Source organism: Palleronia sp. LCG004, assembly GCF_032931615.1.
Taxonomy (GTDB): Bacteria; Pseudomonadota; Alphaproteobacteria; order Rhodobacterales; family Rhodobacteraceae; genus Palleronia.
Genome location: NZ_CP136759.1, coordinates 392,080 through 417,847 on the forward strand (window position 1 = coordinate 392,080; position 25,768 = coordinate 417,847).

25 protein-coding genes and 2 tRNA genes are annotated in these 25,768 nt (G+C 64.8%); 19 read left to right on the plus strand and 8 right to left on the minus strand.

Translation table 11 applies throughout. The features are described from left to right. Positions 1-38 precede the first annotated feature (38 nt). The 9 genes from RVY76_RS01885 (at position 39) to RVY76_RS01925 (ending at position 8,694) form a co-directional block, all read left to right on the plus strand. Entirely contained in the window at positions 39-899 is an 861-nt protein-coding gene (locus RVY76_RS01885; RefSeq protein ID WP_317375443.1) for an MBL fold metallo-hydrolase, read from the plus strand. 59 nt (positions 900-958) lie between these two features. Next, a tRNA-Asn gene (locus tag RVY76_RS01890) sits at positions 959-1,033 on the plus strand. A 380-nt stretch (positions 1,034-1,413) separates the two neighbouring features. Beyond that, a complete protein-coding gene (locus RVY76_RS01895) occupies positions 1,414-2,199 on the plus strand; it encodes a DUF4886 domain-containing protein (protein ID WP_317375444.1) in 786 nt (261 codons plus the stop codon). Positions 2,200-2,430: 231 nt separating this feature from the next. Continuing rightward, positions 2,431-3,702 (plus strand): VPLPA-CTERM sorting domain-containing protein, encoded by a 1,272-nt coding sequence (locus RVY76_RS01900; RefSeq protein ID WP_317375445.1) that lies wholly within the window; start codon positions 2,431-2,433, stop codon positions 3,700-3,702. A 174-nt stretch (positions 3,703-3,876) separates the two neighbouring features. Continuing rightward, complete coding sequence (locus RVY76_RS01905; protein WP_317375446.1) at positions 3,877-5,040, plus strand: serine hydrolase; 1,164 nt, start codon at positions 3,877-3,879, stop codon at positions 5,038-5,040. A gap of 142 nt (positions 5,041-5,182) precedes the next feature. After that, the gene (locus RVY76_RS01910; protein WP_317375447.1) at positions 5,183-6,268 is read left to right on the plus strand and encodes a PotD/PotF family extracellular solute-binding protein; all 1,086 of its coding nucleotides are present in this window, start codon (positions 5,183-5,185) and stop codon (positions 6,266-6,268) included. A 71-nt stretch (positions 6,269-6,339) separates the two neighbouring features. Then, on the plus strand, positions 6,340-7,221 hold the full coding sequence (locus RVY76_RS01915; RefSeq protein WP_317375448.1) for a polysaccharide deacetylase: 882 nt from the start codon (positions 6,340-6,342) through the stop codon (positions 7,219-7,221). Further along, entirely contained in the window at positions 7,218-7,970 is a 753-nt protein-coding gene (locus RVY76_RS01920) for a glucose 1-dehydrogenase (protein WP_317375449.1), read from the plus strand. The genes RVY76_RS01915 and RVY76_RS01920 overlap by 4 nt, the downstream gene beginning before the upstream one ends. Further along, positions 7,960-8,694 carry an SDR family oxidoreductase gene (locus RVY76_RS01925; RefSeq protein ID WP_317375450.1) on the plus strand — a complete coding sequence of 245 codons (735 nt, stop codon included), beginning with the start codon at positions 7,960-7,962 and terminating at the stop codon, positions 8,692-8,694. Before RVY76_RS01920 ends, RVY76_RS01925 begins: the two co-directional genes overlap by 11 nt. Positions 8,695-8,742: 48 nt before the next feature. Here the strand turns inward: RVY76_RS01925 and RVY76_RS01930 are convergent, their stop codons facing one another. After that, positions 8,743-10,410 (minus strand): amidohydrolase, encoded by a 1,668-nt coding sequence (locus RVY76_RS01930; protein ID WP_317375452.1) that lies wholly within the window; start codon positions 10,408-10,410, stop codon positions 8,743-8,745. A gap of 256 nt (positions 10,411-10,666) precedes the next feature. Here RVY76_RS01930 and RVY76_RS01935 point away from each other — a divergent pair, with 256 nt between their 5' ends. The 8 genes from RVY76_RS01935 (at position 10,667) to RVY76_RS01970 (ending at position 19,197) form a co-directional block, all read left to right on the plus strand. Continuing rightward, positions 10,667-11,548, plus strand: a complete 882-nt coding sequence (locus tag RVY76_RS01935; RefSeq protein WP_317375453.1) for an ABC transporter permease — start codon at positions 10,667-10,669, stop codon at positions 11,546-11,548. A gap of 11 nt (positions 11,549-11,559) precedes the next feature. After that, a complete protein-coding gene (locus RVY76_RS01940; protein WP_317375455.1) occupies positions 11,560-12,351 on the plus strand; it encodes an ABC transporter permease in 792 nt (263 codons plus the stop codon). Positions 12,352-12,365: 14 nt separating this feature from the next. Next, positions 12,366-13,463, plus strand: a complete 1,098-nt coding sequence (locus RVY76_RS01945) for an ABC transporter ATP-binding protein (protein ID WP_317375457.1) — start codon at positions 12,366-12,368, stop codon at positions 13,461-13,463. 79 nt (positions 13,464-13,542) lie between these two features. Beyond that, entirely contained in the window at positions 13,543-14,961 is a 1,419-nt protein-coding gene (locus RVY76_RS01950; RefSeq protein ID WP_317375459.1) for an aminotransferase, read from the plus strand. Between the two features lie 12 nt (positions 14,962-14,973). Next, positions 14,974-16,389, plus strand: coding sequence for a gamma-aminobutyraldehyde dehydrogenase (locus RVY76_RS01955; protein ID WP_317375461.1), 1,416 nt, complete (start codon positions 14,974-14,976; stop codon positions 16,387-16,389). 106 nt (positions 16,390-16,495) lie between these two features. Beyond that, the gene (locus RVY76_RS01960) at positions 16,496-17,275 is read left to right on the plus strand and encodes a helix-turn-helix transcriptional regulator (RefSeq protein ID WP_317375463.1); all 780 of its coding nucleotides are present in this window, start codon (positions 16,496-16,498) and stop codon (positions 17,273-17,275) included. Positions 17,276-17,782: 507 nt separating this feature from the next. Next, positions 17,783-18,103 carry a hypothetical protein gene (locus RVY76_RS01965; protein ID WP_317375465.1) on the plus strand — a complete coding sequence of 107 codons (321 nt, stop codon included), beginning with the start codon at positions 17,783-17,785 and terminating at the stop codon, positions 18,101-18,103. A gap of 245 nt (positions 18,104-18,348) precedes the next feature. Further along, on the plus strand, positions 18,349-19,197 hold the full coding sequence (locus RVY76_RS01970; RefSeq protein ID WP_317375466.1) for a ParB/RepB/Spo0J family partition protein: 849 nt from the start codon (positions 18,349-18,351) through the stop codon (positions 19,195-19,197). A gap of 125 nt (positions 19,198-19,322) precedes the next feature. On the opposite strand, the gene RVY76_RS01975 is transcribed toward RVY76_RS01970, so the two are convergent. Beyond that, entirely contained in the window at positions 19,323-19,505 is a 183-nt protein-coding gene (locus tag RVY76_RS01975; RefSeq protein ID WP_317375468.1) for a hypothetical protein, read from the minus strand. A gap of 241 nt (positions 19,506-19,746) precedes the next feature. On the opposite strand from RVY76_RS01975, the gene RVY76_RS01980 reads away from it, so the two are divergent. Then, the gene (locus RVY76_RS01980; protein ID WP_317375470.1) at positions 19,747-20,394 is read left to right on the plus strand and encodes a recombinase family protein; all 648 of its coding nucleotides are present in this window, start codon (positions 19,747-19,749) and stop codon (positions 20,392-20,394) included. On the opposite strand, the gene RVY76_RS01985 is transcribed toward RVY76_RS01980, so the two are convergent. Beyond that, positions 20,380-21,267, minus strand: a complete 888-nt coding sequence (locus RVY76_RS01985) for a tyrosine-type recombinase/integrase (protein ID WP_317375472.1) — start codon at positions 21,265-21,267, stop codon at positions 20,380-20,382. The two genes, RVY76_RS01980 and RVY76_RS01985, sit on opposite strands and share 15 nt — an antisense overlap. Between RVY76_RS01985 and RVY76_RS01990 the strand changes: the two genes are divergently transcribed. Further along, positions 21,245-21,823: a hypothetical protein gene (locus tag RVY76_RS01990; protein WP_317375474.1), complete on the plus strand. Its 579-nt coding sequence runs from the start codon at positions 21,245-21,247 to the stop codon at positions 21,821-21,823. The two genes, RVY76_RS01985 and RVY76_RS01990, sit on opposite strands and share 23 nt — an antisense overlap. A gap of 19 nt (positions 21,824-21,842) precedes the next feature. Here RVY76_RS01990 and RVY76_RS01995 read toward each other — a convergent pair. From RVY76_RS01995 to RVY76_RS02015, 5 genes are all read right to left on the minus strand, one after another. Next, positions 21,843-21,932, minus strand: a tRNA-Ser gene (locus RVY76_RS01995). A 41-nt stretch (positions 21,933-21,973) separates the two neighbouring features. Further along, entirely contained in the window at positions 21,974-22,816 is an 843-nt protein-coding gene (locus RVY76_RS02000) for a YkgJ family cysteine cluster protein (RefSeq protein ID WP_317375476.1), read from the minus strand. A 4-nt stretch (positions 22,817-22,820) separates the two neighbouring features. Beyond that, a complete protein-coding gene (locus RVY76_RS02005) occupies positions 22,821-25,106 on the minus strand; it encodes an NADP-dependent malic enzyme (RefSeq protein ID WP_317375477.1) in 2,286 nt (761 codons plus the stop codon). A 98-nt stretch (positions 25,107-25,204) separates the two neighbouring features. Continuing rightward, entirely contained in the window at positions 25,205-25,426 is a 222-nt protein-coding gene (locus RVY76_RS02010) for a DUF3072 domain-containing protein (protein WP_317375479.1), read from the minus strand. A gap of 63 nt (positions 25,427-25,489) precedes the next feature. Continuing rightward, entirely contained in the window at positions 25,490-25,717 is a 228-nt protein-coding gene (locus RVY76_RS02015) for a DUF3072 domain-containing protein (RefSeq protein ID WP_317375480.1), read from the minus strand. Positions 25,718-25,768 lie beyond the last annotated feature (51 nt).

Below are 25,768 nucleotides of genomic sequence, written 5' to 3' on the forward strand. Positions count from 1 at the left end.
GCAGAAGCTATCCCCGGAAAGGCCGACGAGAAAGCGCCATGACGCAGATGCTCGAGCCGGGCCTTCGCCTGCTCCGCGCCCCGAACCCCTCGCCGATGACCCATACCGGCACGAACACCTACCTCCTCGGTCAGGGTCCGGTGGCGGTGATCGATCCCGGTCCCGGCGATCCCGCCCATCTCGACGCGATCCTCGCCGCGACCGGGGGGCAGGTCAGCCATATCTTCGTGACGCATGCGCATCTCGACCATGCCGCGCTCGCTCCCGCGCTGGCGGCCGCGACGGGGGCACCCGTTCTCGCGTTCGGCGATGCGCGCGCAGGCCGGTCGGAAGTGATGCAGCGGATGGCGGATGCCGGAGGAGGGGAGGGCGTCGATCGCGACTTCCGCCCCGATTGGCACCTCGCGGATGGGGAGGCGGTCACCGGTCCGGACTGGACGCTGACCGCGCTCTGGACGCCGGGGCATTTCTGCAATCACCTCAGTTTCGCCTGGGGGGATGCGCTTTTCACGGGGGATCTGGTGATGGGGTGGGCATCGTCGCTCGTCTCGCCGCCGGACGGGGACCTCACGCAGTTCATGTCCTCCTGCCGCCGCCTTGCGACCGGACGCTGGCGCAGGTTCCATCCCGGGCACGGCGACCCGATTGACGACCCGAAGAGGCGGCTCCACTGGCTCATATCGCATCGGCAGGAGCGCGAGGCGCAAATCCTCGATTGCCTCGCAGACGGCCCGGCCCGTCCGGGCGAGCTCGTTTCGCGTATCTACACGGGGATCGAGCCGCATCTCCTGCCCGCGGCAGAGCGCAACGTGCTGGCCCATCTTGTCGATCTGACAGTCCGTGGCCTTGTTCGGCCCGAGCCCGATCTCGGCCCGACCGCTCTTTTTCAGAAGCGCTGACTTTCCCTCCGCAACCCTCTTGCGACCCCCCAACACCCTTGCTATACGCCCCGAAGTGTTCCGGCGTAGCTCAGCGGTAGAGCAGTTGACTGTTAATCAATTGGTCGTAGGTTCGATCCCTACCGCCGGAGCCATTACTTTACCAAGCTACTGACAGCACGTCATTCTATACGTTCTTCGCGGATGCGGGCGGCGACGGTGTCGTGCCCTTGTCCACGGCTCGAAGTCATGTGTACAGATCCGTGCCGCTCTGGATGAGTTCGTGCGAGTAAGACCGGGCGTGCAGGCATTCCGGTCCCTCGGTGGTGCCGAGCCCGGTGGATCGCCGTCATGGCTCGGACGGACGTTCGCACCGCGACCCGTCGATTGGCGGATGTGGGTGGATGTTCACCCAAACGCGATTCTACATCGGATCTAAATCCAGGACTTTCCCCATTTCCGGTTCCATGACCCGGCAGCCCGTGCGGAACTGCACACGCGGCTCTGTGCCGCGACGGCCAAAAGGGAGGAAACCTTGATTCGTCATTATCCCGCCATCGTGGCGGGCGTCGTCTGTGCGGCCCCTGCCATCTCGCAGGATGCACCTGCGCCCCAGAAGAAAGCGCTTTCGGAGGAAAATCCGGGCCAGATCCTCTTCGTTGGAAACAGCTACCTCTATTACGGCGACAGCATCCACAACCACGTCGTCCGAATGGCGCGCGCCGCGTATCCGGACGACAGGTTCACCTACAAATCCGCGACGATCTCGGGGTCCTATCTCGATCAGCACGAGATCTCGTCTTATCTCGAACCGGGCCGCCTCGGTCTCGACGATCCGTTCGACGTCGTGATCCTGCAGGGCCACAGTGCAGCCACGACCACCGAGGATCGGCTCGATCGGTTCGCTGCAGCGGTGAGGGAAGACGCCCCGCAGGTCGAGGAACACGGTGCCGAAGTGGCGCTCTACATGACCCCGGCCTACACCGAGGAGAACGACGATTACGATCCCGAGATGTTCGCGCAGATCGACCGGGGCTATACCGAGGTCGGGAACGAGGTCGACGCGGTGATCATCCCCGTGGGCCTCGCCTTCGAACTCGCCTACGAGGCCCGACCGGAACTGGAATTGCACAAGCATTTCGACGGCAGCCATCCGACGCTCCTCGGGACGTATCTCGCCGCGGCGACGGTCTATGCGGCGTTGTACGAAGAATCGGCGGTTGGCAATTCCTACGATTACTACGGTGCCATTCCAGCCGAAGACACGGCCTTCCTGCAGGAGATCGCCGAAGAGGCGGTGAGCGCGTACACCTCTCGCTGAGGGGGTAGGATACGTCATTATCTCGCCATCGCGGCGGGCGGCTGCGGGCATCGGCTCGGTCCGCGTCGCCCCCCATTCCCAAAGATCGAGAGACGGAGGAGAATTCGACCTCGGAGGAAACCGGCCAACCGGCCGGAGAGGCTTTCGGGTCCGTGTCCGGAAAGGGCACCGACCCAAATCGTGGCGGCGAAGTTCCCGAAAGTGCCGCCCGTTACATGGAGGAGGAGAAACATGAAGAAATCATTCTTGCTGGTCCTTGCGGCCCTTGCACCTGTCGCGGCCCCGGCTGCGCCGGTGGAGGTCCTGTTCGTCGGAAACAGCTACACCTTCGCCCGGCTCGACCCGGTGCTGAGCTACAACGCCGACAACGTGACGAGCCTGACCTCGCCCGAACGGGGCGGGGGCTATGCCGATCCCGAGTCGCGCAACCGCTATTCGCCCCCGCCATGGGGCGGCGTGCCGGGCATCGTGAAGAAGCTCACCGATCAGGCAGGGCTCGACTACGAGATCTCCCTGTCGACCCGTCAGGCCGCGTCGCTCCGCGGGCATTTCCTCAACACCAATCCCGACGACTGGGATCTTCGCAGCAACATCGCGTCAAAGCCTTGGGACAAGGTCATCCTGCAGGAACAGAGCGACGAGCCGTTGCCGCGCGTGACCAACGCGTTCGGCAACGAACTTCGGTCGAACCCTGAATACTTCACCCATTTCGCCGATGTGATCGAGGATTTCGTGCATTCCTCCGACCCGACCGGGACGATCCGCTATCGCGATGCCTTTCCGGGTGCGAGCGAGGATGCGCGTCAGGCGGCCTGCGCCGATGCGGGCATATCGCCGGTGACCTGCAGACGGGATCGTGGCTCCTATGCCAATCCGAACGCCAACCCTGACGCAGATCTCTATCTCTACCAGACCTGGGCGCGACCGAACCTCGTCGATGGCGCGCTCGAGACCGAGATCGACCCCGAGACCGGTGCCGCCATCCGCACGGGCGGCATGTCGGAAGAGACGTTCTTCGCCAGCCTCGACGAGATGACGGCCCTGCTGGCGAATGCCTATGCCGACGCGGCCGATCTGGCCGGGCAGGACGGGACCGGCGGGTTCACCGGCATCGCCCCCGTCGGCGAGGCGTTCCTGAGCGCGGTCGCGTCAGGGATCGCCACGCGCGACTTCTGGGGCGAGGACGCGCTGTCCGACGGGCTGATCGACCTCTGGTTCGAGGACGGCACCCATGCGAGTCCCGCGGGCTCGTATCTCAGCGCGCTGACCATCTTCGGCACGATCACGGATCTGGATCCCGGCATGTTCGGCGCGGGCGAACTCGCGGCTCGTGACCTCGGGATATCGGCCGAGACCGCGCTTCTCCTTCAGGGCACCGCAAGCCGGCAGCTGGGCTTCACCCAGCCCGCCATCGTCCCGCTGCCCGCGACGGGCGGTATGCTGCTCCTCGGGGTCGCGGGGCTCGGTGCCGTGCGCCGCCGCCGACGGACCGCGCCGGCCTGATCCCCCGTCAAGACTTCGCACTCCGTCGACATCTGCGACGGGGTGCGAGGATGATCTGGTCCTTCCGCCGCGATGTCCGGGCAGGCTTCGGGACCACGAACTTGGCCTCGTCCCTCGGATGACGCAAAAGCGACGCACATCCTCGGACACGAACCAGAGACCAGAGAAGACCCCATGGCCACAGACGAAGAGCTCGATACGCAAACCACATTGGCGAACTGGCGCACCGCGCCCTATTCCCGCCGCAGCTTCCACCACGTCGACGAGTTGATCCGGGTCGACACGATCGAGGCATCGGATCGGCCGGGATCGCTGAAGACCGGGCCGGAGCTCGACCTCGGCTCGGTGAAACTGGCCGATGGACGGAGCGTCGAGGATGCGCTTGCGGCCTCGCATACGGACGCGTTCCTCGTCCTGCACGATGGGGTCATCGTGTCCGAGCGCTACGATCGGTTGATGCGGGCCGGGGATCGGCACATCGTCTTTTCCGTCTCGAAATCCGTGACGGGGTGCCTGGCGGGCATTCTCGTCGAGGAAGGCGTCCTCGATCCCGGCAAACCTGTGACGGAATACGTGCGGGAGCTGGAGGGATCGGCCTGGGACGATGCGACGGTGCGCGAGGTGCTCGACATGACCGTCTCGGTCAGGTTCGTCGAGGACTACCTCGATCCGGCGGGCGACGTGTCGCGCTATCGCGTCGCGATGGACTGGAACCCCCCGGGGGATTTTCCCTACGAAGGGGGGCTTCACGCCTTTCTTCCCAAACTGCCGAAAGGCGAGGGGCCGCACGGGTACCGCTTTCACTACGTCTCGCCCAATTCCGACGTGCTTGGCTGGGTGCTCGAAGCCGCGAGCGGCAGGAAGATCGCAGAGCTGCTCTCGGAGAAGATCTGGCGCAGATGCGGTGCCGAAGCGGATGGCATGATCACCGTGGACCAGATGGGCGGCGCGCGTACCGCCGGCGGCATCTGCATGCGTGCCCGCGACCTGGCCCGCTTCGGCGAGGTGATGCGCAACGAGGGCCGCGCGGGCGGCGAGCAGGTCATCCCGGCATGCTGGATCGAGGATATCCGCCGGAATGGCGACCGCGGCGCGTGGGAGTGTGGCGGCATGACGGCGCTCTATCCGACGGGATCGTATCGCAGCCAATGGTACGTGCCGGACACGCATCCGGGCGCGCTGATGGCCATCGGGATCCACGGGCAGTGGGTCTATGTCGATCTCGAGAACCGGATCACGGCCATCAAGCTGTCGTCGCAACCGCTGCCGGAAGACAGCGCGCTGGATCAGCTGAGCCTGTCCATCTTCAAGGCACTCGGCGACCACTTCGGAGCCTGAGCCGGGGATCGCGCTGCACGTCCGAGCGGCATCTGCCGCAGCGGCACGTCAATATAACTCTGGAGATATTGCTGCCATGGGCATCACCTTGCAAGCTATGGAAACAGCACCACTCACGCAATCTTACAGGAGAACTACCGCTATGAAGGCATTTCCCGCAAGCGGGCGACGCATGGTGGCCCTCGCTTCTGTGGCGCTTCCCGCGATGATCGTGTCTGCCACGGCACAGGCGCAGGATGGCAAGGATCTCGTCGTCTTCGACTGGGGCGGGTACGAGGATCCGGGCTTCTACGCCGACTATATCGAGAAATACGGCGACGGCCCCCAGTTCTCGTTCTTCACCAGCGATATCGATGCCGTCCAGAAGGTCCGCGCGGGATACGAGGTGGACGTCATCCATCCCTGCACCGCAACAATGCCGCAATGGATCGAAGATGGCCTGATCAAGCCTCTCGACACGTCGCGGCTGGATCACTGGGACGATCTGAGCCAGGGCATGCTTGACGCGCCGTTCGTCCAGAGCGACGGCAAGGTCTGGATGGTCCCGTTCGATTTCGGCGCGGACGGCATCATCTACCGCACCGACGTCGTCGAGAATCCCACGGGCATCGATATGCTGCTCGACCCGGCCTACAAGGGGCGCACCGCCTTGCCGGCAAACGCCTCCGGGCTCTGGATCGCCGCCGCGCTGCATGTCGGCGTCGAGCTCGATCACAAGAGCATTAGCGAGGAACAGTACGAGGAGATGCTGGCCTTCCTGCGCGAGGCGCACCAGAACGCGCTCTTCTACTGGGAGGACCCGACGCAGCTGTCGCAGGCTCTCAAGTCCGGCGAAGTGGTCGTGGCCGAAGGGTGGAACGATCTCGGCGCGCGCCTCAAAGCCGAAGGCGAACCGATCGACTTCATCGCCGATGCGCCCGAAGGGATCGCGCCCTGGATGTGCGGCTATGCCCTGTCCGCGACCTCCGATCCCGAGCGCGAGCAGCAGGCCTACGACTTCCTGAACGCCATCAGCTCGCCCGACGCTGCGGAATACCTCGAAACCTCATGGGGTTACGGACATTCCAATACCGTCGGCGATGCGCGGGTGGATCCATCGGTGACGGAGTCCTACTACCTCGACGACGTCCGCCAGGCGATCGAGGAAAAGGGCGTCTTCGGGCCGCTCCCGGACGAGATCCGCGCCCGTTTCGTCCAGGATATCGCCCGGATCCGCGCAGGTTTCTGAGTATCCAACCCCCGCGGCGGCACCGGCCGGCGCGGGGGCGGGCCCCCCGGATTTCATGGGAGGAGAGCGGCGTGACCCCCAAGGTCCATTGCGCGCTGACATTCGATTTCGACGCGATGTCCGTCTGGATCGGCAGCTATGCCAGTCGCAATCCTTCGATGATCTCGCGCGGCGAATTCGGCGCGGTCGCGGTTCCCCGCATCCTCGACCTTCTGCGCCGCCACGGTCTGCCGGCGAGCTTTTGCGTCACCGGACATACCGCGCTGGCCTATCCCGACCTGGTGCGTCGCATCGCGGCCGAGGGGCACGAGCTGGTGCATCATGGCTGGGTCCACGAGAATCCGGCCGACTTCTCCGAAGCAGACGAGCGCCGCAATCTCGAGAAGGGGTTCGAGGCGATCGACAAGGCCGCCGGACTCGTTCCACGCGGCTACCGGTCGCCGTCGTGGGATTTCTCCGAGCGGACCGTTCGCATTCTCGTCGATTCCGGCATGACCTATGACAGCTCACTGATGGGCTCCGATCTCGTCCCCTATTACGTGCGGTCCGGCGACGCATTTCCGAACGACGCGCCCTATGTCTTCGGGGTCCATACCGACCTGGTCGAGCTGCCGGTCGCTTGGCATCTCGATGATTTTCCGCATTTCGAGTATGACGGCGCGACCAAGGGGCTCTCCGCGCCCTCGACGGTTCTGGAGATCTGGAAGGACGAGGTGAGCTGGGCCGCCGATCACGAGCCCGGCGGCCTGCTGACTTTCACCATGCATCCGCAGGTGATCGGTCGCGGGCATCGTCTGGCCATGCTCGAGACGTTCGTTTCCTGGCTGAAGTCGCGCGGGGATGTCGGGTTCACGCGCATGATCGACCACGCGGATCGCTGGAAATCCGCGAACCCGCTCGGCGAATGGCTGGCGCAGGGCAGCGTTCACGCCCGCACCGATGGTCTGGGATGACGGTCGTCTCCTCCGGCACCGGGCGATTGTCAGGCAAGCGGGCGCTGGTGACAGGCGCGGCCAACGGCATCGGCAGGGCGATCGCCCGGCGCTTCGTCTCCGAGGGCGCAAAAGTCTTTGCCACCGACATCACCTGGACGGATGAGGACCGCCACGCTTTGCCGGGGGCCCGGATCGACACGCTCGACGTGGCGCTGGAGGCCGAATGGCAGAGGATCGTATCGGATATCGAAGGTCACTGCGGGGGCCTCGACATCCTGGTCAACAATGCCGGGATCGGCGGGGGCGACGCGCCCATACACACGACCAGCCTCGACGCGTGGCACAGGGCCCATTCGGTCAACCTCGACGGCGTGTTTCTCGGCATGAAACATGCCGTGCCCCTGATGCGCTTGGCCGGGGGCGGGGCCATCGTGAACATGGGGTCGATCTGGGGCGTGGCTGGCACCGCGGGATCGGCGGCGTACCAATCCTCCAAGGGGGCCGTGTCGGTCCTGACCCGCAACGGGGCGATCACCTATGCGCCGGAGAACATCCGCGTGAACGCAATCCATCCGGGGCTGATCGCGACACCGATGACCGCGTCCCAACCCGATGAGCTGAACGAGAATACGAGGCGGATGACCCCGCTGGGCCACCCCGGAACCCCCGATGATATCGCGGCAGGTGCGCTCTACCTCGCCAGCGACGAGGCCGCCTTCGTCACCGGTGCCGAACTCGCTATCGACGGAGGGTTCCTTGCCCAGTGACGGAAGCAGGCAGGTCAGGCTTGCCGTCGTCACGGGCGCGGCGCGCGGCATCGGGGCCGCGACGGCACGGCGGCTTGCGGATGACGGGTTCCGAGTGATCGCCTGCGACAGGGAGTTCGAAACCCTCGGGGTGGACTTGCCCGATCCCGGCCGACCGCAACCCTGCAATCTGGACGTGGCCGACGCATCCGGATGGTCGAACCTGGCCCGCCGAATCGCCGGATCGGGTGCCGAACTTGGCGCCTTGGTGAACGGCGCGGCGATCTACCGTCCCCGCCCGCTCGAGGACGAGACCGAGGCCGGGTTCGAAGAGGTGTTCAGGGTCAACCAGATGGGCACCTTTCTGGGCCTCGGCGCATTGTCTCCCCTGATGGCTGACGGGGCGAGCGTCGTGAACATCTGTTCCATCGGCGGCATGATCGGTGACGAGACCGCCTTCGCCTACACGGCGACCAAATGGGCCGTCCGCGGCATGTCGCGATCTGCGGCGCGGGCCCTCGCCCCGAGGGGGATCCGCGTCAACACCGTCTGCCCCGGGCTGATCGACACGCCGATGTTCTACGAGAACTCGGCCGATACGATCGACAACCTGATCGCCGGCGTCCCCGCCGGTCGACTCGGGCTGGCCGACGAGGTCGCGCAATGCATCTCGTTCCTCTGCGGGCCGGAAAGCCGGTACATCACCGGTACGGATCTCGTGATCGACGGCGGCTATCTGGCCTGAAAGGACCGGTCCGCCCCGAGGATCGCGACCGGGTCGCGGGCCCGGCAGTCAGGCTATGGCCGCGTCCCATGTGATCGCGCCGTCGCAGATGGTCAGCAGCGGTCGTGCCTCCGAAAGGCGGTCGGCCGGCATTTCATGCAGCGGATGGTCCATCACGACCACGTCGGCCATCATGCCGGGCGCAAGGCGTCCCTTGCTGTCCTCGTTGAACTCGACCCAGGCATTGTCGACGATGTAGCTGGCGAGCGCCTCGTCCAGCGTCTGGGTGCCGTCCGCCCAATGCGGCCCCGCATCCAGCGGGGCGCAAGCCGCCTGAATCGACCGCATGGGTTCGATCGGCACGATCGGCCAGTCGGTGTTGAAGATCAGACGGGGGGCATGTGCGCGGACGTCGCGGAACGCATAGCACAGCTCGCGCTGATCGTCGTGAAAGCTCCGGCCCGGAGGGGCAGGGGGAAACCAGCCGGCCCGCGGGCTCTGCATCGGCTGCATGGACGGCACAACACCAAGGGCGTCGAACCGCGGCAGATCCTCGCGCGTGACGGTCTCGACATGTTCGATCCGGTGGCGGCTGTCGCGGCGGCCATTGGCGTTCTGCGCCGCCTCGTAACCGTCCAGCACCCGGCGCACCGCCAGTTCGCCGATGGCGTGGGTGGAGATCTGAAAGCCCGCGCGGTCCGCCCGGATGCAGACCTCGGCAAAGTGGTCGGGCGCGAAGAGCTCGACACCGTTCGTCGTCGGATCTTCGGGATAGGGGCGCAGCTGGAGCCCGGTCCTGCTTTCGCTGACGCCGTCCATGAACATCTTCACCCGACCGCACCAGACCTTGTCGCCGGTGAACCTAGCCCGCATCTCGTGCGCTTCCTCGAGCCGGTCGATCGGATCGTCGTTCTTCAGGTGGAACGGAACCTCGATGCGGCAGGGCAGGCGGCCCTCGACCTCGAGCTCGGACAGCAGTTCGAGCTGGTAGAAGTTGCCGTCCATGTTGTGCAGGGTGGTGATCCCGAACCTGGCGCAGTGGAGCATCCCCTTCTCGAGCGATGCCTTGTCGGCTTCCCTTTCATCCTCGGTGGGGGGCGTCGCGGGGTTCCGGCCGAAGGCGATCCCCGCCTGTTCCCGGCCGCCGGAGGACGAGAGCCGCGCGACATGGTTCCAGGCACCGGGCTCAACCAGCATTCCCGTCGCCATGCCGTCATCGCCCATCACGATCTCGCTGTCGGCATCGGTTTCGCCGCCATAAAGAATTCCGGCCATCTCCAGCGCCTTGGTGTTGGCCCAGATGCTGTGATGGTCGCCGCCGAACACCGCGAAGGGGCGGTCGGGGATGATCTCGTCGAGATCGTGGCGCGTGGCGGGGCGGCCGTCGAACATGTAATAGTTGGCCCCAGTGGCCATGAGCAGCGTGTCGTCGGGGCGCGCGGCCGAATAGTCCCGGATCATCGCGGCGATCTCGGCGCGGTCCGTCGATCCCTGGAAATCGAGCCGGTCGAGTTCGACGCCACCCATGAACAGGTGCACATGGCTGTCGATGAAGCCCGGCATCACGGAATTGCCGCCGGCATCCACGATCCGCGTGTCGGGACCCGCCAGATCCAGGATCGTGGCATCGTCGCCGATCGCGGTGATCAGGCCGTCCTTGATGGCGATGGCGGTCTGGCCGGGCATCGGCGTGTCGAAGGTGACGAGGCTGCCGTTATGGATAACGATGTCTGTCATGTCGGTCGGGCCCGTTTTCTGCCATGTCTGTTTGGTCGGGGCCCGTCGTCGTGAAACGGTTCCGCCCCATCGTGATCCCTAGCTGCTATCTGTCCCGGGCCGCCATACCCCTCCAGGGATATGGCGGTGCCGGGCGTGGCGTGCAGAATGTAGCGTGCCAAATCCGCACCCTGCAGATTCCGGTTCCGTGCCAGCGCATGGAACGGCGCAGACGTGACCCCGCTCGCCCCTGCCGCCACTTCGAGGAGGTATCAGAATGTCGTTCCTGCCGCTGACACGGCGCTTTTCCACCGACGAGAAGGTCGGCCTGCGCCTGATTTCGGTGCCGGCCCTCGCGGTCTTTGCGCTGATCGTCGCGCCGCTCGTGATGACGCTGGTCTACAGCCTGTGGGAGCAGACCTATACCGCCCTGAACAAGAGCGTATCGCTCACCAACTACACGACGGTCCTGACGGACCCGATCTATCGGGCGCTGTTCCTGAAATCGCTCGGCGTCTCGGGCCTGGCGACCTTCGTGTCGCTGCTCTTCGCCTTTCCGATGGCCTATTTCATCTCGTTCTACGGCGGCAGGCACAAGGTGGCCTGGATCATCGCGATCATCCTGCCGTTCTGGACCAGCTATCTGCTCAGGGTCTTCGCGTGGAAGATCGTGCTGGGCTATAACGGTGTCCTCAACTCGGCGCTTATCTGGGCGGGACTGATCGACCAGCCGCTGGATGTCCTGATCTACAGCCAGACCTCGGTGGTGATCACGTTGACGCATGCGTGGATGCCGTTCGCGATCCTGCCGATCTATCTGTCGCTCGAACGGATCGACCGGTCCCTCTACGAGGCCGCACGGGATCTCGGCGATCCGGCATGGGCACGGTTCATGCGCATCACGCTGCCGCTGGCCACGCCGGGGATCATCGCGGCCGCACTCGTGATCTTCATTCCGACATTCGGCGATTACGTGACGCCGACGATCGTCGGCGGTGCCAGCGGGCAGATGATCGCCAACATCATCCAGATGAACTTCGGTGCGGCGAACAACTGGCCGCTCGGGGCGGCAGTCTCGGTCGCGACGATCCTGCTGGTCGCGCTGATCGCGACGACGTTCAGCATGATCCTGCACTTCGTGACATCGCGTATCCGGTAAGGGAGAAGGTCATGAGAAAACCGTTTTTCGTCTATGCCATCCTTTTCCTGGTGGTGCTCTACCTGCCGGTCGCGCTGCTGCCGCTCTTTTCCCTGAACGCATCGGTGAACCCGTCCTTCCCGCTCTCGGGGTTCACGTTCGAATGGTACGAGGACCTCGCCCGGCAATCCGCCATGTTCGAGGCGCTGAAGAACAGCCTGATCGTGGGAGTGACGGCGGCCGCCGTGTCAACGACGCTCGGCATGCTCGTGGCGCTCGCGACCGTCCGGCACCGCTTTCCCGGTATGGCGCCCGTCAACGCGCTGATCATGTCGCCGCTGGTCCTGCCGCAGATCCTTCTGGCGGTGTCGCTGATGATCCTCGCCCTGCAGACCGGCATCGGCCTGTCGCTGATGACGGTGACGGCGGGCCACATCCTGCTCTGCACGCCGTTCACCACGGTCGTTCTGCGGGCCAGCTGCGGCGGCATGGACGGCAGTCTGGAGGAGGCATCCTACGATCTGGGATACTCGCCCTTCGCGACCTTTCTCCACGTCACCCTGCCGCTGCTCGCGCCCGGCCTCGTCGCGTCCTTCCTGATCGCCTTCACGCTCAGCTTCGACGAATTCATCGTCGCCTTCTTCCTCTCGGGGAGCGAGCCGACCCTGCCGCTTTACATCTGGGGACAGCTCCGCTTCCCGCAGCGGCTGCCGGCCATCCTGGCCCTCGGAACCATCATCCTGTTCTCCAGCGTCATGCTCTTGCTTCTCGCACTTCGGCTTCTTGGACGGTCTTCGGCCGGAAAAGATCTCGATCTCTCCTGACAAAGGCCCTGACGATGACCAACCCGCTTATCCAAATCGAGAAACTGACCCGGACCTACGGCAGGTTCACGGCGCTGAACGCGGTGGACATGCAGATCAACGAGTCGGAATTCTACTCGCTTCTGGGGCCATCGGGCTGCGGTAAGTCGACATTGCTGCGCCTGTTGGCGGGCCTCGACGAGCCGACATCCGGAACCGTCCGCATCGAGGGCAAGGACGTCACCCGACTGGGTGCCGAGAAACGGCCGACGAACATGGTCTTCCAGAGCTATGCGATCTTCCCGCACATGACGGTCTTCGACAACGTCGCCTATGGCCTCCGCCGCAAGAAGATCCCCGCGCGCGAGCTGGGCGACACCGTCTCCGAAACCCTGGAAAAGGTCGGGCTTTCCGGGCTCGAGAAACGCAGGAAGCCCGAACTCTCAGGCGGCCAGCTGCAGCGTGTCGCCCTTGCGCGGGCCCTCGTGATGCGCCCAAAAGTGCTGCTCCTCGACGAGCCTCTGGCCGCCCTGGACAAGAAGCTCCGTCAGGAGATGCAGAGCGAGCTGCGCCGCCTTCAGCGCGAGCTCGGCATCGCCTTCGTCATGGTCACCCACGACCAGGAAGAGGCCCTGACCATCTCCGACAAGGTCGCGGTGATGTCCGAGGGCCGCATCCTGCAGAATGCCACCCCGCGGGAGCTCTATGACCGTCCGCAAAGCCGCAAGGTCGCCGAATTCGTGGGCGAGATGAACTTCTTCGCCGGTGAGGTCACGGGCCGCGAGGGCGACCGCATCGTGGCGCGGTTCGATCGCCTCGAAACGCTGAGCCTTCCCGGGGATCTGCAACCGGATGCCGAACCCGGAAGCCGCATCGAGATCGGCATCCGGCCCGAGAAGTTCTTCCTCGCCGGACCGCAGACCCCGCCCGACAGGATCCGCACCGGCCGCATCCTCAGCACGGAATTCTTCGGAGAGACCACGCATGTCTTTGTCGAACTGGCTGCGGGCAGGCCTCCTATCACGGTCTCCGTGCAGAACGAGGACCGCACGGACGGGCTGCCGCTGGAGCGGGGCGACAGCTTTTCCCTGAGCTGGACGGATACCGCCTACGTGGCGATGCGCCCGGACTGACGACCGGCACAGCGATGACAGAGATCAGCCCGGAAAACGCGGTTTCCCGGGGCAAGACGACGCATGATTGGAGTAAGACATGTTCATCCAGAATGAGAAGATCGACGCGGCAGAACTCGCCGGTATGGACAAGCAGCATTCCCTGCATCCCTGGTCGGATCTCGCCACGAACCAGAGCGAGGACCCGCTCGTTCTGGCCGAGGCGGAGGGAATCCATATCCGCGACGCCGAAGGAAACCAGTATATCGACGGTATCGGCGGCATGTGGTGCGTTCAGGTCGGGTACGGCCGCAAGGACATCGCCGACGTCATGGCCCAGCAGGCGCGCCAGATGTGCTATTACACGCCCTTTGGCGCGATGACGAACGTTCCGGCGGCGCGGCTCGCCGCCGCACTGGCCGAACGCGCGCCCGGTGATCTCAACACCGTCAGCTTCTCGACCTCCGGCTCGGACGCCGTCGACAGCGCGGTGCGGTTCGCCCATTTCTACTTCAACTGCCTCGGCAAGGAGACCAAGAAGCAGGTCATCGTCCGGATGGACAGCTATCACGGCTCGACCTACCTGACCGCGTCCATGAACGGAAAGCGCCGCGACTGGAGCCACTTCGACTACGCGCGCGAGCTCGTGCATTTCCTCCCGTCGGTCAATGCCTTCCGTCGTCCGGCCGATCAGTCGCTCGAGGATTTCGCGGCCGAGAAGGTGGCGGATCTCGAAGCCAAGATCCTCGAGCTCGGCCCCGAGAACGTGGCCTGTTTCGTGGCCGAGCCGATCCAGGCATCGGGCGGCATCATCGTTCCGCCTGAGGCCTACCTCCCGCAATGCCTCGAGATCTGCCGCAAGTACGACGTGCTCTATATCTCCGACGAGGTCGTGACCGCCTTCGGCAGGCTCGGCCATGTCTTCGCCTCCGAGAACGTGTTCGGCATCCAGCCGGATATCATCACCTGCGCCAAGGGCCTGACCTCGGGGTATATCCCGATGGGCGCGACGCTCTATTCCGACCGCCTGATCGCGGCGATCAGCGGCGACAAGGCGGTGGACCATCCCTACTTCACCAACGGCTACACCTATTCCGGCCACCCGGTCGCGTCGGCCGTGGCACTCAAGAGCCTCGAGATCCTCGAGGACGAGAAGATCCTCGAACAGGTGCGCGAGACGGGGCCGTATTTCCTGGCCCAGCTCGAGAAGCTGCGCGATCTGCCGATCGTGGGGGATGTGCGCGGCATGGGCCTGATGGCCTGCGTCGAATGCGTCGTCCGCAAGGTCGGGGCCGAGCCCGGAGAGGAAGACATGGCCGTCGCCGTGCGGGTGGACCAGCATGCCCAGGATCGCGGGCTGATCCTGCGCCCGTTCGAAAGCCTGTGCATCATGTCGCCGCCGCTGATCGTCACGAAGGAGGATATCGACCGGATCGTCACGATCCTCCGCGACAGCCTGATCGCCACGCAGGACGACCTGATCGCCGAAGGCGTGTGGTCGCCTTCTGATGCCGCCTGAGGGAACGACGACATGCTTCTGATCGATGGAAAGACCTTTGCCGGCAGCGGAGAAGACCTGCCGGTACTGGCCCCCGCCGAAGGGGTCGAGATCGCCCGAGTGAAGGCGGCGAGCGCCGAGGAATTCGACGCGGCGGTCGCCGCCGCCCGGCAGGCGTTTCCCGCATGGTCCGCCACGACACCGCAGGAAAGGGCGGCCCTGCTTCTGGCCCTCGCGGACGCGATCGACGCGCGCCACGAGGACCTCGCCCGCATCGAGGCGCGCAACGGTGGCAAGCCGATCACCCAGGTCCTGCAGGACGAGATGCCCGCGATCTCGGATTGTTTCCGGTTCTTCGCCGGCGCGGCGCGGGTGATGCAGGCGCCGGTGGCCGGCGAATACGTCGCGGGCCATACCTCGATGATCCGGCGCGATCCGATCGGCGTCACCGCCTCGATCGCGCCGTGGAACTACCCGCTGATGATGGCGGCGTGGAAGATCGCGCCGGCTTTGGCCGCGGGAAACACGGTGGTGTTCAAACCTTCCGAACAGACGCCCCTGACCATGATCGAACTGTTGCCTGTCCTGGCCGATCTGTTCCCGGCCGGCGTCATCAACGTCGTGCAGGGCAAAGGTGCCGATACCGGGGCGCGGATGTCCGGCCACCCCGACATCGACTTCATCTCGCTGACCGGGGCGGTCGAAACGGGACGTGCCGTCCTGTCGGGGGCCACGGGCAACCTGAAACGAACGCATCTCGAACTCGGCGGGAAGGCTCCCGTGCTGGTGCTGGACGATGCCGATATCGACGCCGCCGTCGAATGCGTCGCGACCTTCGGATATTACAACACGGGTCAGGATTGCACCGCCGCCTGCCGGGTCTATGCCGAGGCCGGCATCCACGACCGGTTCGTCGCGGCGCTGGCCGCGCGGGTGGAACGGATCCGGACGGGGGATGTCATGGATCCCGCCACGGAAATGGGGCCGCTCATCTCGCAGGCTCAGCGTGACCGCGTCGCGGGCTTCATCGACCGCGCCCGCGATACGGGACATATCGACGTCCTGACGGGCGGCACGGTCTCCGACGGGCCCGGCTTCTATCTGGCACCCACGCTCGTGGCCGGCGCGCGCCAGCAGGACGAGATCGTGCAGCAGGAGGCCTTCGGGCCGCTCGTCTCGGTCACCCGCGTGTCCGACGCGGCGCAGGCGCTGGACTATGCCAACCAGAGCATCTACGGCCTCGCGTCGTCGGTTTGGACACGGGACGTGGGCCAGGCCATGTCGCTCGCCTCGCGGCTGTCCTTCGGCGTCACCTGGATCAACACGCACCTGACGACGATCAACGAAATGCCCCATGGCGGCCTGCGTCAGTCCGGTTATGGCAAGGACCTGTCGATGCTCGGGCTCGAGGATTACACCGTCGCGCGCCATGTGATGATCCAGCACTGAAACTGCCCGATCCTTGGGCATGATCCGTTCACGACCGGCCAGCTTCATGCCCGAAGCTGGCCGCAAGCTGGACGGCGGTGCGGCATGGCACTAGAACACCGTCACCATGATGACGGCCGCTCTTCAAAAACGCTGGAACGACGGTGTCGGTGACCTTCTGGTGCATCGCGACTCCTCCGACATAGTCGACAGGTTCCTGTTCCATCTCTCCGACTGCGTCGAATTCGACCAGTGGTACACGGCCCTCTTCCACAGATCCGAACCCCCCGAACGGCTGGCCTTTCACGGCATCCGCCACGGCAAGGACGATTACGAAGAGGGGTATTACCTCCTCGATCCCTTCTATCAGAAGTTCCGTCAGGATCCTCGCCGCAGCGTTCACCGGCTCGACGACATCTCGATGCCGAGCCGTGCCAAGTCGACCTATTTCGAAAGCTATCTCGGCAAGTGGGAAACCCGCGACGAAGTCGGGTATCTGGTTCCGGTGGGCAAGAACAAGTCGATGCACCTGTCGATTTCCCGGTCGAACGACATGCCGTATTTCGAGACCGGCGAACTGGTGTTCCTCGAAAGTCTGGTGAACCTCGTCGGGGTGATTTTCAGCGTCGACCGTCACAGGTCCGAGCTGGACGAGGAGATGCGCAGCGCCCGCATGCACGACATGGTCGACGAGAAGGTCAGCGATTTCGGCGCCGGGATCCTCAGCGCCCGCGAGCGTGAAATCGCGCTGCTCCAGCTCAAGGGATACACCGCCCGTTCGATCGCGGGTCTGACCGGGATCACCGAAGGCACGGCCAAGATCCACATGAAGAACATCTACCGCAAGATGGGCGTCAGGTCCCAGGTCGATCTTCTCGTCAACTTCTTCGACACCCTGTACGTCTGAAGACCGTCCGGGCCCCGCCGCATCTTCGGGGCAGGGCGTAGTCAGTCGCGCTGACCCGGGCTCCTCGCAAGATCCCGAGAACCTCTCGGTCCGCCTTCCGTCCCTTGATCCGTCGGTATTTATTGCAAGGCGAGGAAAAAGCCGGAGACCTTCGCATATCCCGAAGGCAACGTCCGGCACCCGATCAAGCAACGACCCACATGCCACTCGGAATCTCGCGCGAGGATATAGGCGCTGATGGATCCCGACGGCGCACGCGGGTCACAGGGAAAGAAGGGTGGCGGAGACGAAGGGAGACTACGCCAAATTTCCCAACTATCTGACTTTACTCAGGAATACGGGTGAAACGATGTCCATTTAGCGAGTAGCCCACGTTGGACAACACCATGATGGGTGCAGCTGCGCAACGCCTCTCTTGCGGCACATGGCAGTCGTTGCGGGCGGGGGCCTTGGTCGGTTAGCTCGACGAGGAGTTGCCGCAAAGCGGCGGAGGTGAGGGAGATTGCAGTGTATGACGATGGCACCGGAGGGGGCCTTTCCGCAGGAGGGGCAATCCTCCTCTTGTCTATCGGGATTTACGTGACGATCCTCTGGCAGGCAGGAAAGGCGTTGGAACGGCACGGCTACGCTCTTGCAGGAACCCGGCTATGCACGATCTCCGTGTCTTCCGTTCTGATGGGCTTCATGGGCGGACTGGCAGGGGGTGCCTTCATTGTCTTGGTCTTGGGTGGCTATTCCAACCCCGCTGCTATGCGCGTGCATTGGCTCGCGATCTTTATCGGCTGGGCGAAGGGCGTCCTCGACGGCTGGCGCAAGCCTATCTCCTGACTTTCCTTAAGGTCCCACCATTGAAGGGAGAACCGTGAGGATGACGTGGTGATGACGGCCATCGGGCAATGCCAAGGCGTCCTCAGTCTCTCTCTTGCTGGTCCTGAGTGCGTCCTCGGGGTTGCCCTCCGGGGTGGCCTCGGGGGCGGTTATGGGTGGCCTCTGGGGGTATCACCTTAGAGGCGCATCATTAATGCAACCTGACGAAAGGCCAGAAGCAGCCACTCGAAAGGACCAGACCCAGAATGACGAAGACGAACCAGACACTTAGACCCGGCGCTGGAATGAAGCACCGGAAGTGCAGCCTATCCGAAATCCGTACCGACCCAGCACGTTTCCAGTTCCGGGGGCCGGGGCTCTGTAGTGAGCACGTGAGAGAGATGGCAGACGCGGTTAAGCGGGGCGATACGCTGGAACCGCCGACCATCTGGCGTGACCCCGGAGACGGGCAGCTCTACGTGATCGCAGGCCACCATAGGCTCCAAGCGTACACAGCGGCTAAGCGTACCGGCAAGATCCCGGTCATTGAGTTCGCGGGGGAGTACCGGGACGCGCAGCTCTACGCGGTCAAGTCGAACAGGAACAACAAGCTCCACTTCACATCGGTCGAGAGGTCTGACGCAACGTGGAGGCTGGTGCGGGCGTGGGATCCTGAGCTGGGCACAGACGGCCACACGTTCTCCATCGCAGAGATTACCAAAAGCGCCGGAAGCACTAAGCCGACCGTGAACCGGATGCGTAAGGCGATGGCCGACGCCTATCGGGAGGACGGCACCACGCCCGACATGCTTCCCGAAACTTGGGGTGACATGCGCTTGCGGCGGAGAGAGCAGGCGCTGGACGCGGATGGCTGGGAATGTGATCGGGATGCGGAAGAAGCGCACAGCGAGGAGGTGGACCGGATATACGGCCAGCTCAACCAGACCATGCATCAGGAACGCCACAGGAACCCAAGAGCCCTTGGACACGCGATCAAGCGTTGCCTTGGCTCGGACACGTACATGGTTCTCGACTGGGTGAGAGAGGCGAACGACGGCTATGCGGACGAAGACCTAGAGGGATCTGACGACGAGGCGGCAGCCTTCCCATTCTGAGCCCCGCAGGTCCTCATGGGACCCACGGAGGTTTTCACCGCAGATATCTGAGCGCCTTATCATAAGAGCGGCCAAGAGCGCGTTCCCCCCATGCCTTTGCTGGGGGTGGAGGGGAGGCTTCCTCATCACCTCGGCAGGTGCTGGCCCGGTGCCAGATACAGCGAGCCGCAGCGACCGACCGACAGGCGCAGCTCACTGCCCAGCGCGGCCGACAGACGTTCGAGGTATGGAGAGCTACGCTCGCGGCACGGGTCGTCGGGAGCGTAGGTCAGGGTCGACTTGATCGGGAAGGGAAGGCGGATCAACATGGGAAGTCCTCGCGGTCTGATTGGTCGCAAGGTCTTGGTATCAATGCCACTTTGCATAGATCGCCTTGCTCTCACGAATACCGCTTCTCTGCCTGTCTGGCAACAGGAGGTCCCATCCATCCGTTAGGGTATACCTCTACGGACAGCCGGACGAGAGAGGAAATGGGTGTCCGTAGGGGTTGATTTCCATCATCGGAGAGGTATCTCTACGGACAGTACCCTATAGGACACCGGAGGTATCATGTCCCGGACCATCTTCTATGCCCGCGTTAGCACCGCCGACCAATCCCTCAACCTCCAGCGCACCCAAGCCGAGAAAGCAGGCTTCGAGATCGACGAGGTGGTGGCGGACCATGGAGTGTCCGGGGTCAGCACGAAGCTGGCGGAACGTCCCGAGGGAAAGCGGCTCTTCGACAAGCTGCGCCGGGGTGACGTCCTCGTGGTGCGTTGGGTCGACCGGCTGGGGCGGGACTATCAGGACGTGACGGACACGATCCGAAATCTCATGCGACAGGGCGTCGTGGTGAAGACGGTCATCAACGGCATGGTCTTCGACGGTGCCACCGAAGACCCTGTCCAGCAGGCTGTGAGAGACGCTCTCATAGGCTTCATGGCCGCGACGGCACAGGCACAGGCGGAAGCTACAAAAGCCGCTCAGAGGGCCGGTATAGACGCCGCCAAGAGCGATCCTAAGAGATACCGTGGGAAGAAGCCGAGCTATGACCAGCGCGGACTTGAGCAAGTGCAGTCGATGACCGCTTCAGGGTCAGGGACAAGCGAGATCGCCAAGGCCACGGGTCTTTCTCGGCAGACGGTCCTGAGGATCAAGGTAGACCCTGCGGCAGCTCAAGCGGCGCTGGAACGGTGGAGCGTATCAGAAGGCCCGTAGGAACCCTTGAGCCTCAAGCTGGCTCCAGACCGCCTCCTGTGTCTGAGCAAGCTGTTCCTTCAGGAGCCCATGGTCATAGACCGTGCTGGAGGTGCGGGGGCCAGCCCACCCGCCGATGTCGTGGATGTCGCCTTCTGGAACCCGAGCTTGCCGAGCGACGGTGCGCCACGTGTGGCGGGTCGAATGGAGGGAGAGCCGCTTGTCGGTCTCGCCACCTAGGACCTGACGACGAAACCGCGTGAACCACTGCGAAATCGCATAGACCTTACCGACCGAAGGCCGGATCGGCCAGTCCGGGAACAGGGGGCCACTTTCCCCGTGCTCCACAAGGCGGCGGGACATGATCGGCCACGCGCCTTCGGGGATCGGGACGTATCGCCTTGCGTTGCGAGACTTTCCTTCCGCCAGATTTATCCCTTCGGCGTCATCTTCGAGGTCTTGAGTTTTCACCATCGCCAGCTCGTCGACACGACACCCAGTGACCAGCGCCAAACGAAGCAGATCGCCCTCCCGTGTTCCGCGCGGCGCTGCGGATAGGATTGCCGAGACCTCTTGTGCTGTGAAGTCTTCGCGCCGAGGCGCTTCATCGCTCCGGGCGCGGGGTGTTAGCTGCGTGAAGACCCACGGATCGCGATAGCGCTGGGCCGTCAGGTTGCGGTCGATTGCCCAGACCCAGATCGCTTTCAGCAGGGTGACGTTCTTGTTGACCGTTCCAGAGGAAAGCCCGTTCGGGGCACGTGGAGACTTGGCTGCGGGGAGGTACACGTCGCGGAAACGCCGGGCTAGATGCGGCGTCACGTCTTCGAGACAGGCAGCCTCGGCAGGGTCTTCGAGAAAGGCATGGAGGTGCTTGACCGCCGTTTCCGTGTTCATGACGGTTTTCCGCTTGATGGGCTTGAAGCCTCGACGATTGCCGGGAGCGCGTTCCTCGAAGTACTGGAGCGACAGCCCGCTGGAGGGGGAAGCCGCGACCATAGGCGACTTTGCCGAACCTCTTGAGCTTCACTGGGTCGACACCGCGTTCCTCAGCGGCCTCCAGCTTGTCCCCGAGAACCATAGAGACACCGCCGCGACCGTCCTCGGCATCGTCCTTTGCGATCACCTGTTGCCACTCGTCGGCCCGCTCAAGCGAGAACTGTCCTTCGTCGCTTTCCTCCATGGACCGGCGGCGGATCTCGCCCAGCGCTATGTCCCGGCGTTTCCGTGCCTCGATGAGGTTCCGGGTCCCGAGCCCCTTCCGTATCTCTTTGCCGAACGGCTGACCGGTCCACGGGTTCGGGAGCCCCACAAGGTCAGGGGGTGTAACCATCCTGAAGACCCAGCCGGTGCCGGGGCCGCGAGGTTGCTTGAGATAATCCATGTCGTCAGCCTTGCGCGTGTGGTCCATCATGGACAACGGCTTGCTGAACATCATCATTTCCTGAGCTAAATCAGTAGCTTGAGGATAATGGCGGAGACGAAGGGATTCGAACCCTCGAGACGGTTTCCCGCCTACTCCCTTAGCAGGGGAGCGCCTTCGACCACTCGGCCACATCTCCGCCGACGCGTATAGCCTGCGACGGCGAGGAGTTACAAGGCGTTAGTTTCGGTTTTCGCCCTCCGGCCCCGAAGCCGCGTCACGCCCCGCGCGACGGGGGCGGCTTGCGGCGCTCGCGGCGCGGGCGGTGCCCCGGCGCGTGTCGTCGAGCACCCTTGGCGTGTGGCGCGCGCGGGCCAGCGCCGTGTCGCAGGATGCGCCCTCGACCGAGGCGGCGGCGATCTCGCGCAGCGCGAATGTCGACACCTTGACGAGCCCCACGAGCGTCTCGCGCGACAGGGCGTGGATCGCGAGGTAGTCGAGATGGGCGCCGAGCAATCCCGCCCCCTCGGCCGCGCCGCCCTCGGCATTGACGCGGCAGGCATCGGCGTCGCGCGACAGGAACGACCGGCAGAGCAGGGGGCGCGCGTCGTAGGCCCGGCAGGTCCGCGTCTCGGGGTCGAGCGCGGGGCAGGCCTGCGGGTGCCAGTCGCGCCCGTCGGGATGCCCGGCGAGCGGTGCCAGCGCCGAATGCAGCGCGCGCGCCTCGGCCTCGGTGATCGTGCCCCCGTCCGGCCCGTCGAGGATGCAGCAGAACGCGCAACCCGCGGCGCAGGCGGCCTCGGTCACGATGGGGGGCGGGTCGCGCATCGTCTCGGCCAGCAGGGCACCGGCCACCTGGCGCGCCACCTCTCCGGTCGCCATCGCGCGGACCGCGTCGCGATAGGGGACGCCATGCCGTTCCGCCGTGCCCAGCCAGGCGTCGAGCATGCGGCGCGCCCGGTCCGCGCGGGCCGCCTCCGCTCCGGGCAGGGGCGTGGCGGCCAGCCGCGCGCGCAACCCCGCGATGCTGCGGGGGACCTCCCGCATCGCCTTGCGCCGTGCTGTCCGCGCGGATCTGGCCATCGCCCTAGCCGTAATGCGTGACCGGCGTGCCCGCCACGGCCGACATGTTGAGAAGCCCGCGCGCGGTGATCGAGCTCGTCACGATATGCGCGCGGTTGCCCATCCCCATCAGGATCGGCCCGACCTCCAGCCCGTTCGCCTTCATCTTGAGGATGTTGCGAACGCCCGAGGCCGCATCGGTATTGGCAAAGACCAGCGCGTTCGCGGGGCCTTCCATGCGGCTGTCGGGAAAGATCCGCGCGCGCAGATCGCCGTCGAGCGCGGCATCGGCATGCATCTCGCCCTCGTAGACGAAGTCGCGGGGCCTGGCGTCGAGGATCTCGAGCGCACCGCGCATCCTGATGCCGGTATCGCAATCGTAATTGCCGAACTGCGAATGCGAGCAGAGCGCGATCTTGGGGTCGACCCCGAAGCGGCGCATGTGCCGCGCCGCCGAGATCACCGTCTCGGCGATCTGCTCGGGCGTGGGCGAGGGGTTCACATGCGTGTCCGCGATGAAGAGCGGCCCGTCCTCGAGCACCATGAGCGACAGCGCGCCGACCGCGCGCAGGCTCTCGGTCCCCAGGACCTGCGTCACGTAGTTCAGGTGCCACAGATACTGGCCGAACGTGCCGCAGATCAGCGAATCCGCCTCGTCGCGATGGACCATGACGGCGCCGATCGCGGTGGAGTTCGTCCGCATGATCGCCTTGGCAAGGTCCGGCGTCACGCCCCGGCGTTGCATGATCGTGTGGTAGGTGTTCCAGTAATCGCGGTAGCGGGCGTCGCTTTCGGGGTTCACGATGTCGAAATCGACGCCTGGCCGGATCTGCAGGCCCGCGCGTTCGGCCCTGAGTTCGATCACCTCGGGCCGCCCGATCAGGATCGGCTTGTCGGTCGTCTCCTCGAGCATGGCATGCGCCGCGCGCAGCACGCGCTCGTCCTCGCCCTCGGCGAAGACGATGCGCCGGCTCGTCGTCGCCGCCGCGTCGAAGACCGGCCGCATGATGAGGGCCGACCGGAAGACGGACCCGTCGAGCTTGCGCTTGTAGGCTTCGAGATCCTCGATCGGCCGCTCGGCCACGCCCGATTCGATCGCGGCCTTGGCGACGGCACTCGCCACCACGCCCATCAGCCTCGGGTCGAACGGCTTCGGAATCAGGTAATCCGGCCCGAAGGTCATTTGCTCGCCCTGATAGGCGGCGGCGGCCTCGGCGCTGGTCGTCTTGCGGGCAAGCTCCGCGATGCCCTCGACGCAGGCGACCTTCATCTCGTCGTTGATCGTCGTCGCCCCCACGTCGAGCGCGCCGCGGAAGATGAACGGAAAGCAGAGGACGTTGTTGACCTGGTTCGGGAAATCGGACCGGCCGGTGGCGATCATCGCACCAGGGGCCACGGCGCGGGCCTCGTCTGGGTCGATTTCGGGGTTCGGGTTGGCAAGCGCGAAGATGATGGGCTTGGGGCTCATCCGCTCGACCATCTCGGCCTTGAGGACGCCCGGACCCGACAGGCCCAGGAACAGATCCGCCCCCTCGATCACGTCGCCCAGCGTCCGGGGCCCGCCCGGCTGGGCGAAGCGCGCCTTCTGCGGCGTCATGTCGGCCTCGCGGCCTTCGTGGACCAGCCCCTCGATATCGCAAAGCCAGATGTTTTCGCGCCGCACGCCCAGCTTCACCAGCATCTCCAGGCAGGCGATGCCCGCGGCTCCGCCGCCGGTCGAGACGATCTTGATGTCCTCGAAATTCTTCTTCGCGACGCGCAGGGCATTGGTCGCGGCCGCCCCCACCACGATCGCGGTGCCGTGCTGGTCGTCGTGGAAGACGGGAATGTTCATCCGCTCCCGGCAGATCTCCTCGACGATGAAGCAGTCGGGGGCCTTGATGTCCTCGAGGTTGATCGCACCGAACGTGGGCTCCAGTGCGCAGACGATCTCGGCAAGCTTCTCGGGGTCGCTTTCGGACAGTTCGATGTCGAAGCAGTCGATATTGGCGAACTTCTTGAAGAGGACGGCCTTGCCCTCCATCACCGGCTTCGATGCCAGCCCGCCGATATTGCCGAGGCCGAGCACCGCCGTCCCGTTCGACACGACCCCGACCAGATTGCCGCGAGAGGTATAGTCGCGCGCCGCATCGGGATCTGCCTTGATCTCGAGACAGGCTTCCGCCACGCCCGGCGAATAGGCCCGAGAAAGGTCCCGCCCGTTGGCGAGAGGCTTCGTCGCGCGGATCTCGAGTTTTCCGGGTCTCGGGTGGCGGTGATAATCCAGCGCCGCCGCACGCAGGGCGGCCTTCCTGTCGTCTTGCTCGCTCATGATCCCTTCACTCTCCCCGGCATGGTCGGGTCAGGGATAGAAGACCGGCCCCGCCAAGGAAAGCGGGATCGACCGTTTTTGCGTGCATCGGGCGACGGTCAGCCGCGTCCGGTCTTCTCCTGCAGCGCGTCGATCCTCTTCGACGCCTCTCCCTTGGTCATCGCGGGGTCGAATTCCTCGCCCGCCTCCTCGCAAAGCGTCTTGAGATACGAGGATTGCGCCCCCGTCATCTCCTCGTCGCCCGTTACCCAGTCGTCGACCGGCTTGTCGGCGTTTCCGGGGGCGTCCGTCTTCGGGGTCTCTGTCGCGTCATCGGTCATGGATTTCTCCGTCCTGGATGTTCTCTTGATGTTCCAAGTCTGGCGCGGCGGGAAGGTTCCCGCTCACATGCTCTTCAACGCCTCGATCCGGGCATCCGCCTGGTCCTGCGTCAGATTGCCGTCCATCGGCTCGTCGTGCTTCTCGCACAGCTCGCGCAACTCGGCGGCCTGCTTGTCGGTCATGGGCTCGTTGCCGTGCGGATTCTCGCCCGTCTCGACCGCACCCGCGACCGGAAAGGACGCCACGTCCATCGGGTCGTGCTTGGTTCCCTTGTCGTCTCTGTCGGCCATGTCTGATCCTCCGTTTCGTGGGGTCAATGCCGGTCACGAAGGCCGGTTCCG

What these genes read in the sequence shown, in the direction of transcription:
- RVY76_RS01885 (WP_317375443.1), top strand. Translation starts at nt 39, where the DNA reads ATGACGCAGATGCTCGAGCCGGGCCTTCGCCTGCTCCGCGCCCCGAAC.
- RVY76_RS01900 (WP_317375445.1), top strand. Translation starts at nt 2,431, where the DNA reads ATGAAGAAATCATTCTTGCTGGTCCTTGCGGCCCTTGCACCTGTCGCG.
- RVY76_RS01905 (WP_317375446.1), top strand. Translation starts at nt 3,877, where the DNA reads ATGGCCACAGACGAAGAGCTCGATACGCAAACCACATTGGCGAACTGG.
- RVY76_RS01910 (WP_317375447.1), top strand. Translation starts at nt 5,183, where the DNA reads ATGAAGGCATTTCCCGCAAGCGGGCGACGCATGGTGGCCCTCGCTTCT.
- RVY76_RS01920 (WP_317375449.1), top strand. Translation starts at nt 7,218, where the DNA reads ATGACGGTCGTCTCCTCCGGCACCGGGCGATTGTCAGGCAAGCGGGCG.
- RVY76_RS01930 (WP_317375452.1), bottom strand. Translation starts at nt 10,410, where the DNA reads ATGACAGACATCGTTATCCATAACGGCAGCCTCGTCACCTTCGACACG.
- RVY76_RS01935 (WP_317375453.1), top strand. Translation starts at nt 10,667, where the DNA reads ATGTCGTTCCTGCCGCTGACACGGCGCTTTTCCACCGACGAGAAGGTC.
- RVY76_RS01940 (WP_317375455.1), top strand. Translation starts at nt 11,560, where the DNA reads ATGAGAAAACCGTTTTTCGTCTATGCCATCCTTTTCCTGGTGGTGCTC.
- RVY76_RS01945 (WP_317375457.1), top strand. Translation starts at nt 12,366, where the DNA reads ATGACCAACCCGCTTATCCAAATCGAGAAACTGACCCGGACCTACGGC.
- RVY76_RS01950 (WP_317375459.1), top strand. Translation starts at nt 13,543, where the DNA reads ATGTTCATCCAGAATGAGAAGATCGACGCGGCAGAACTCGCCGGTATG.
- RVY76_RS01955 (WP_317375461.1), top strand. Translation starts at nt 14,974, where the DNA reads ATGCTTCTGATCGATGGAAAGACCTTTGCCGGCAGCGGAGAAGACCTG.
- RVY76_RS01960 (WP_317375463.1), top strand. Translation starts at nt 16,496, where the DNA reads ATGATGACGGCCGCTCTTCAAAAACGCTGGAACGACGGTGTCGGTGAC.
- RVY76_RS01970 (WP_317375466.1), top strand. Translation starts at nt 18,349, where the DNA reads ATGACGAAGACGAACCAGACACTTAGACCCGGCGCTGGAATGAAGCAC.
- RVY76_RS01975 (WP_317375468.1), bottom strand. Translation starts at nt 19,505, where the DNA reads ATGTTGATCCGCCTTCCCTTCCCGATCAAGTCGACCCTGACCTACGCT.
- RVY76_RS01980 (WP_317375470.1), top strand. Translation starts at nt 19,747, where the DNA reads ATGTCCCGGACCATCTTCTATGCCCGCGTTAGCACCGCCGACCAATCC.
- RVY76_RS01985 (WP_317375472.1), bottom strand. Translation starts at nt 21,267, where the DNA reads ATGAACACGGAAACGGCGGTCAAGCACCTCCATGCCTTTCTCGAAGAC.
- RVY76_RS02000 (WP_317375476.1), bottom strand. Translation starts at nt 22,816, where the DNA reads ATGGCCAGATCCGCGCGGACAGCACGGCGCAAGGCGATGCGGGAGGTC.
- RVY76_RS02005 (WP_317375477.1), bottom strand. Translation starts at nt 25,106, where the DNA reads ATGAGCGAGCAAGACGACAGGAAGGCCGCCCTGCGTGCGGCGGCGCTG.
- RVY76_RS02010 (WP_317375479.1), bottom strand. Translation starts at nt 25,426, where the DNA reads ATGACCGATGACGCGACAGAGACCCCGAAGACGGACGCCCCCGGAAAC.
- RVY76_RS02015 (WP_317375480.1), bottom strand. Translation starts at nt 25,717, where the DNA reads ATGGCCGACAGAGACGACAAGGGAACCAAGCACGACCCGATGGACGTG.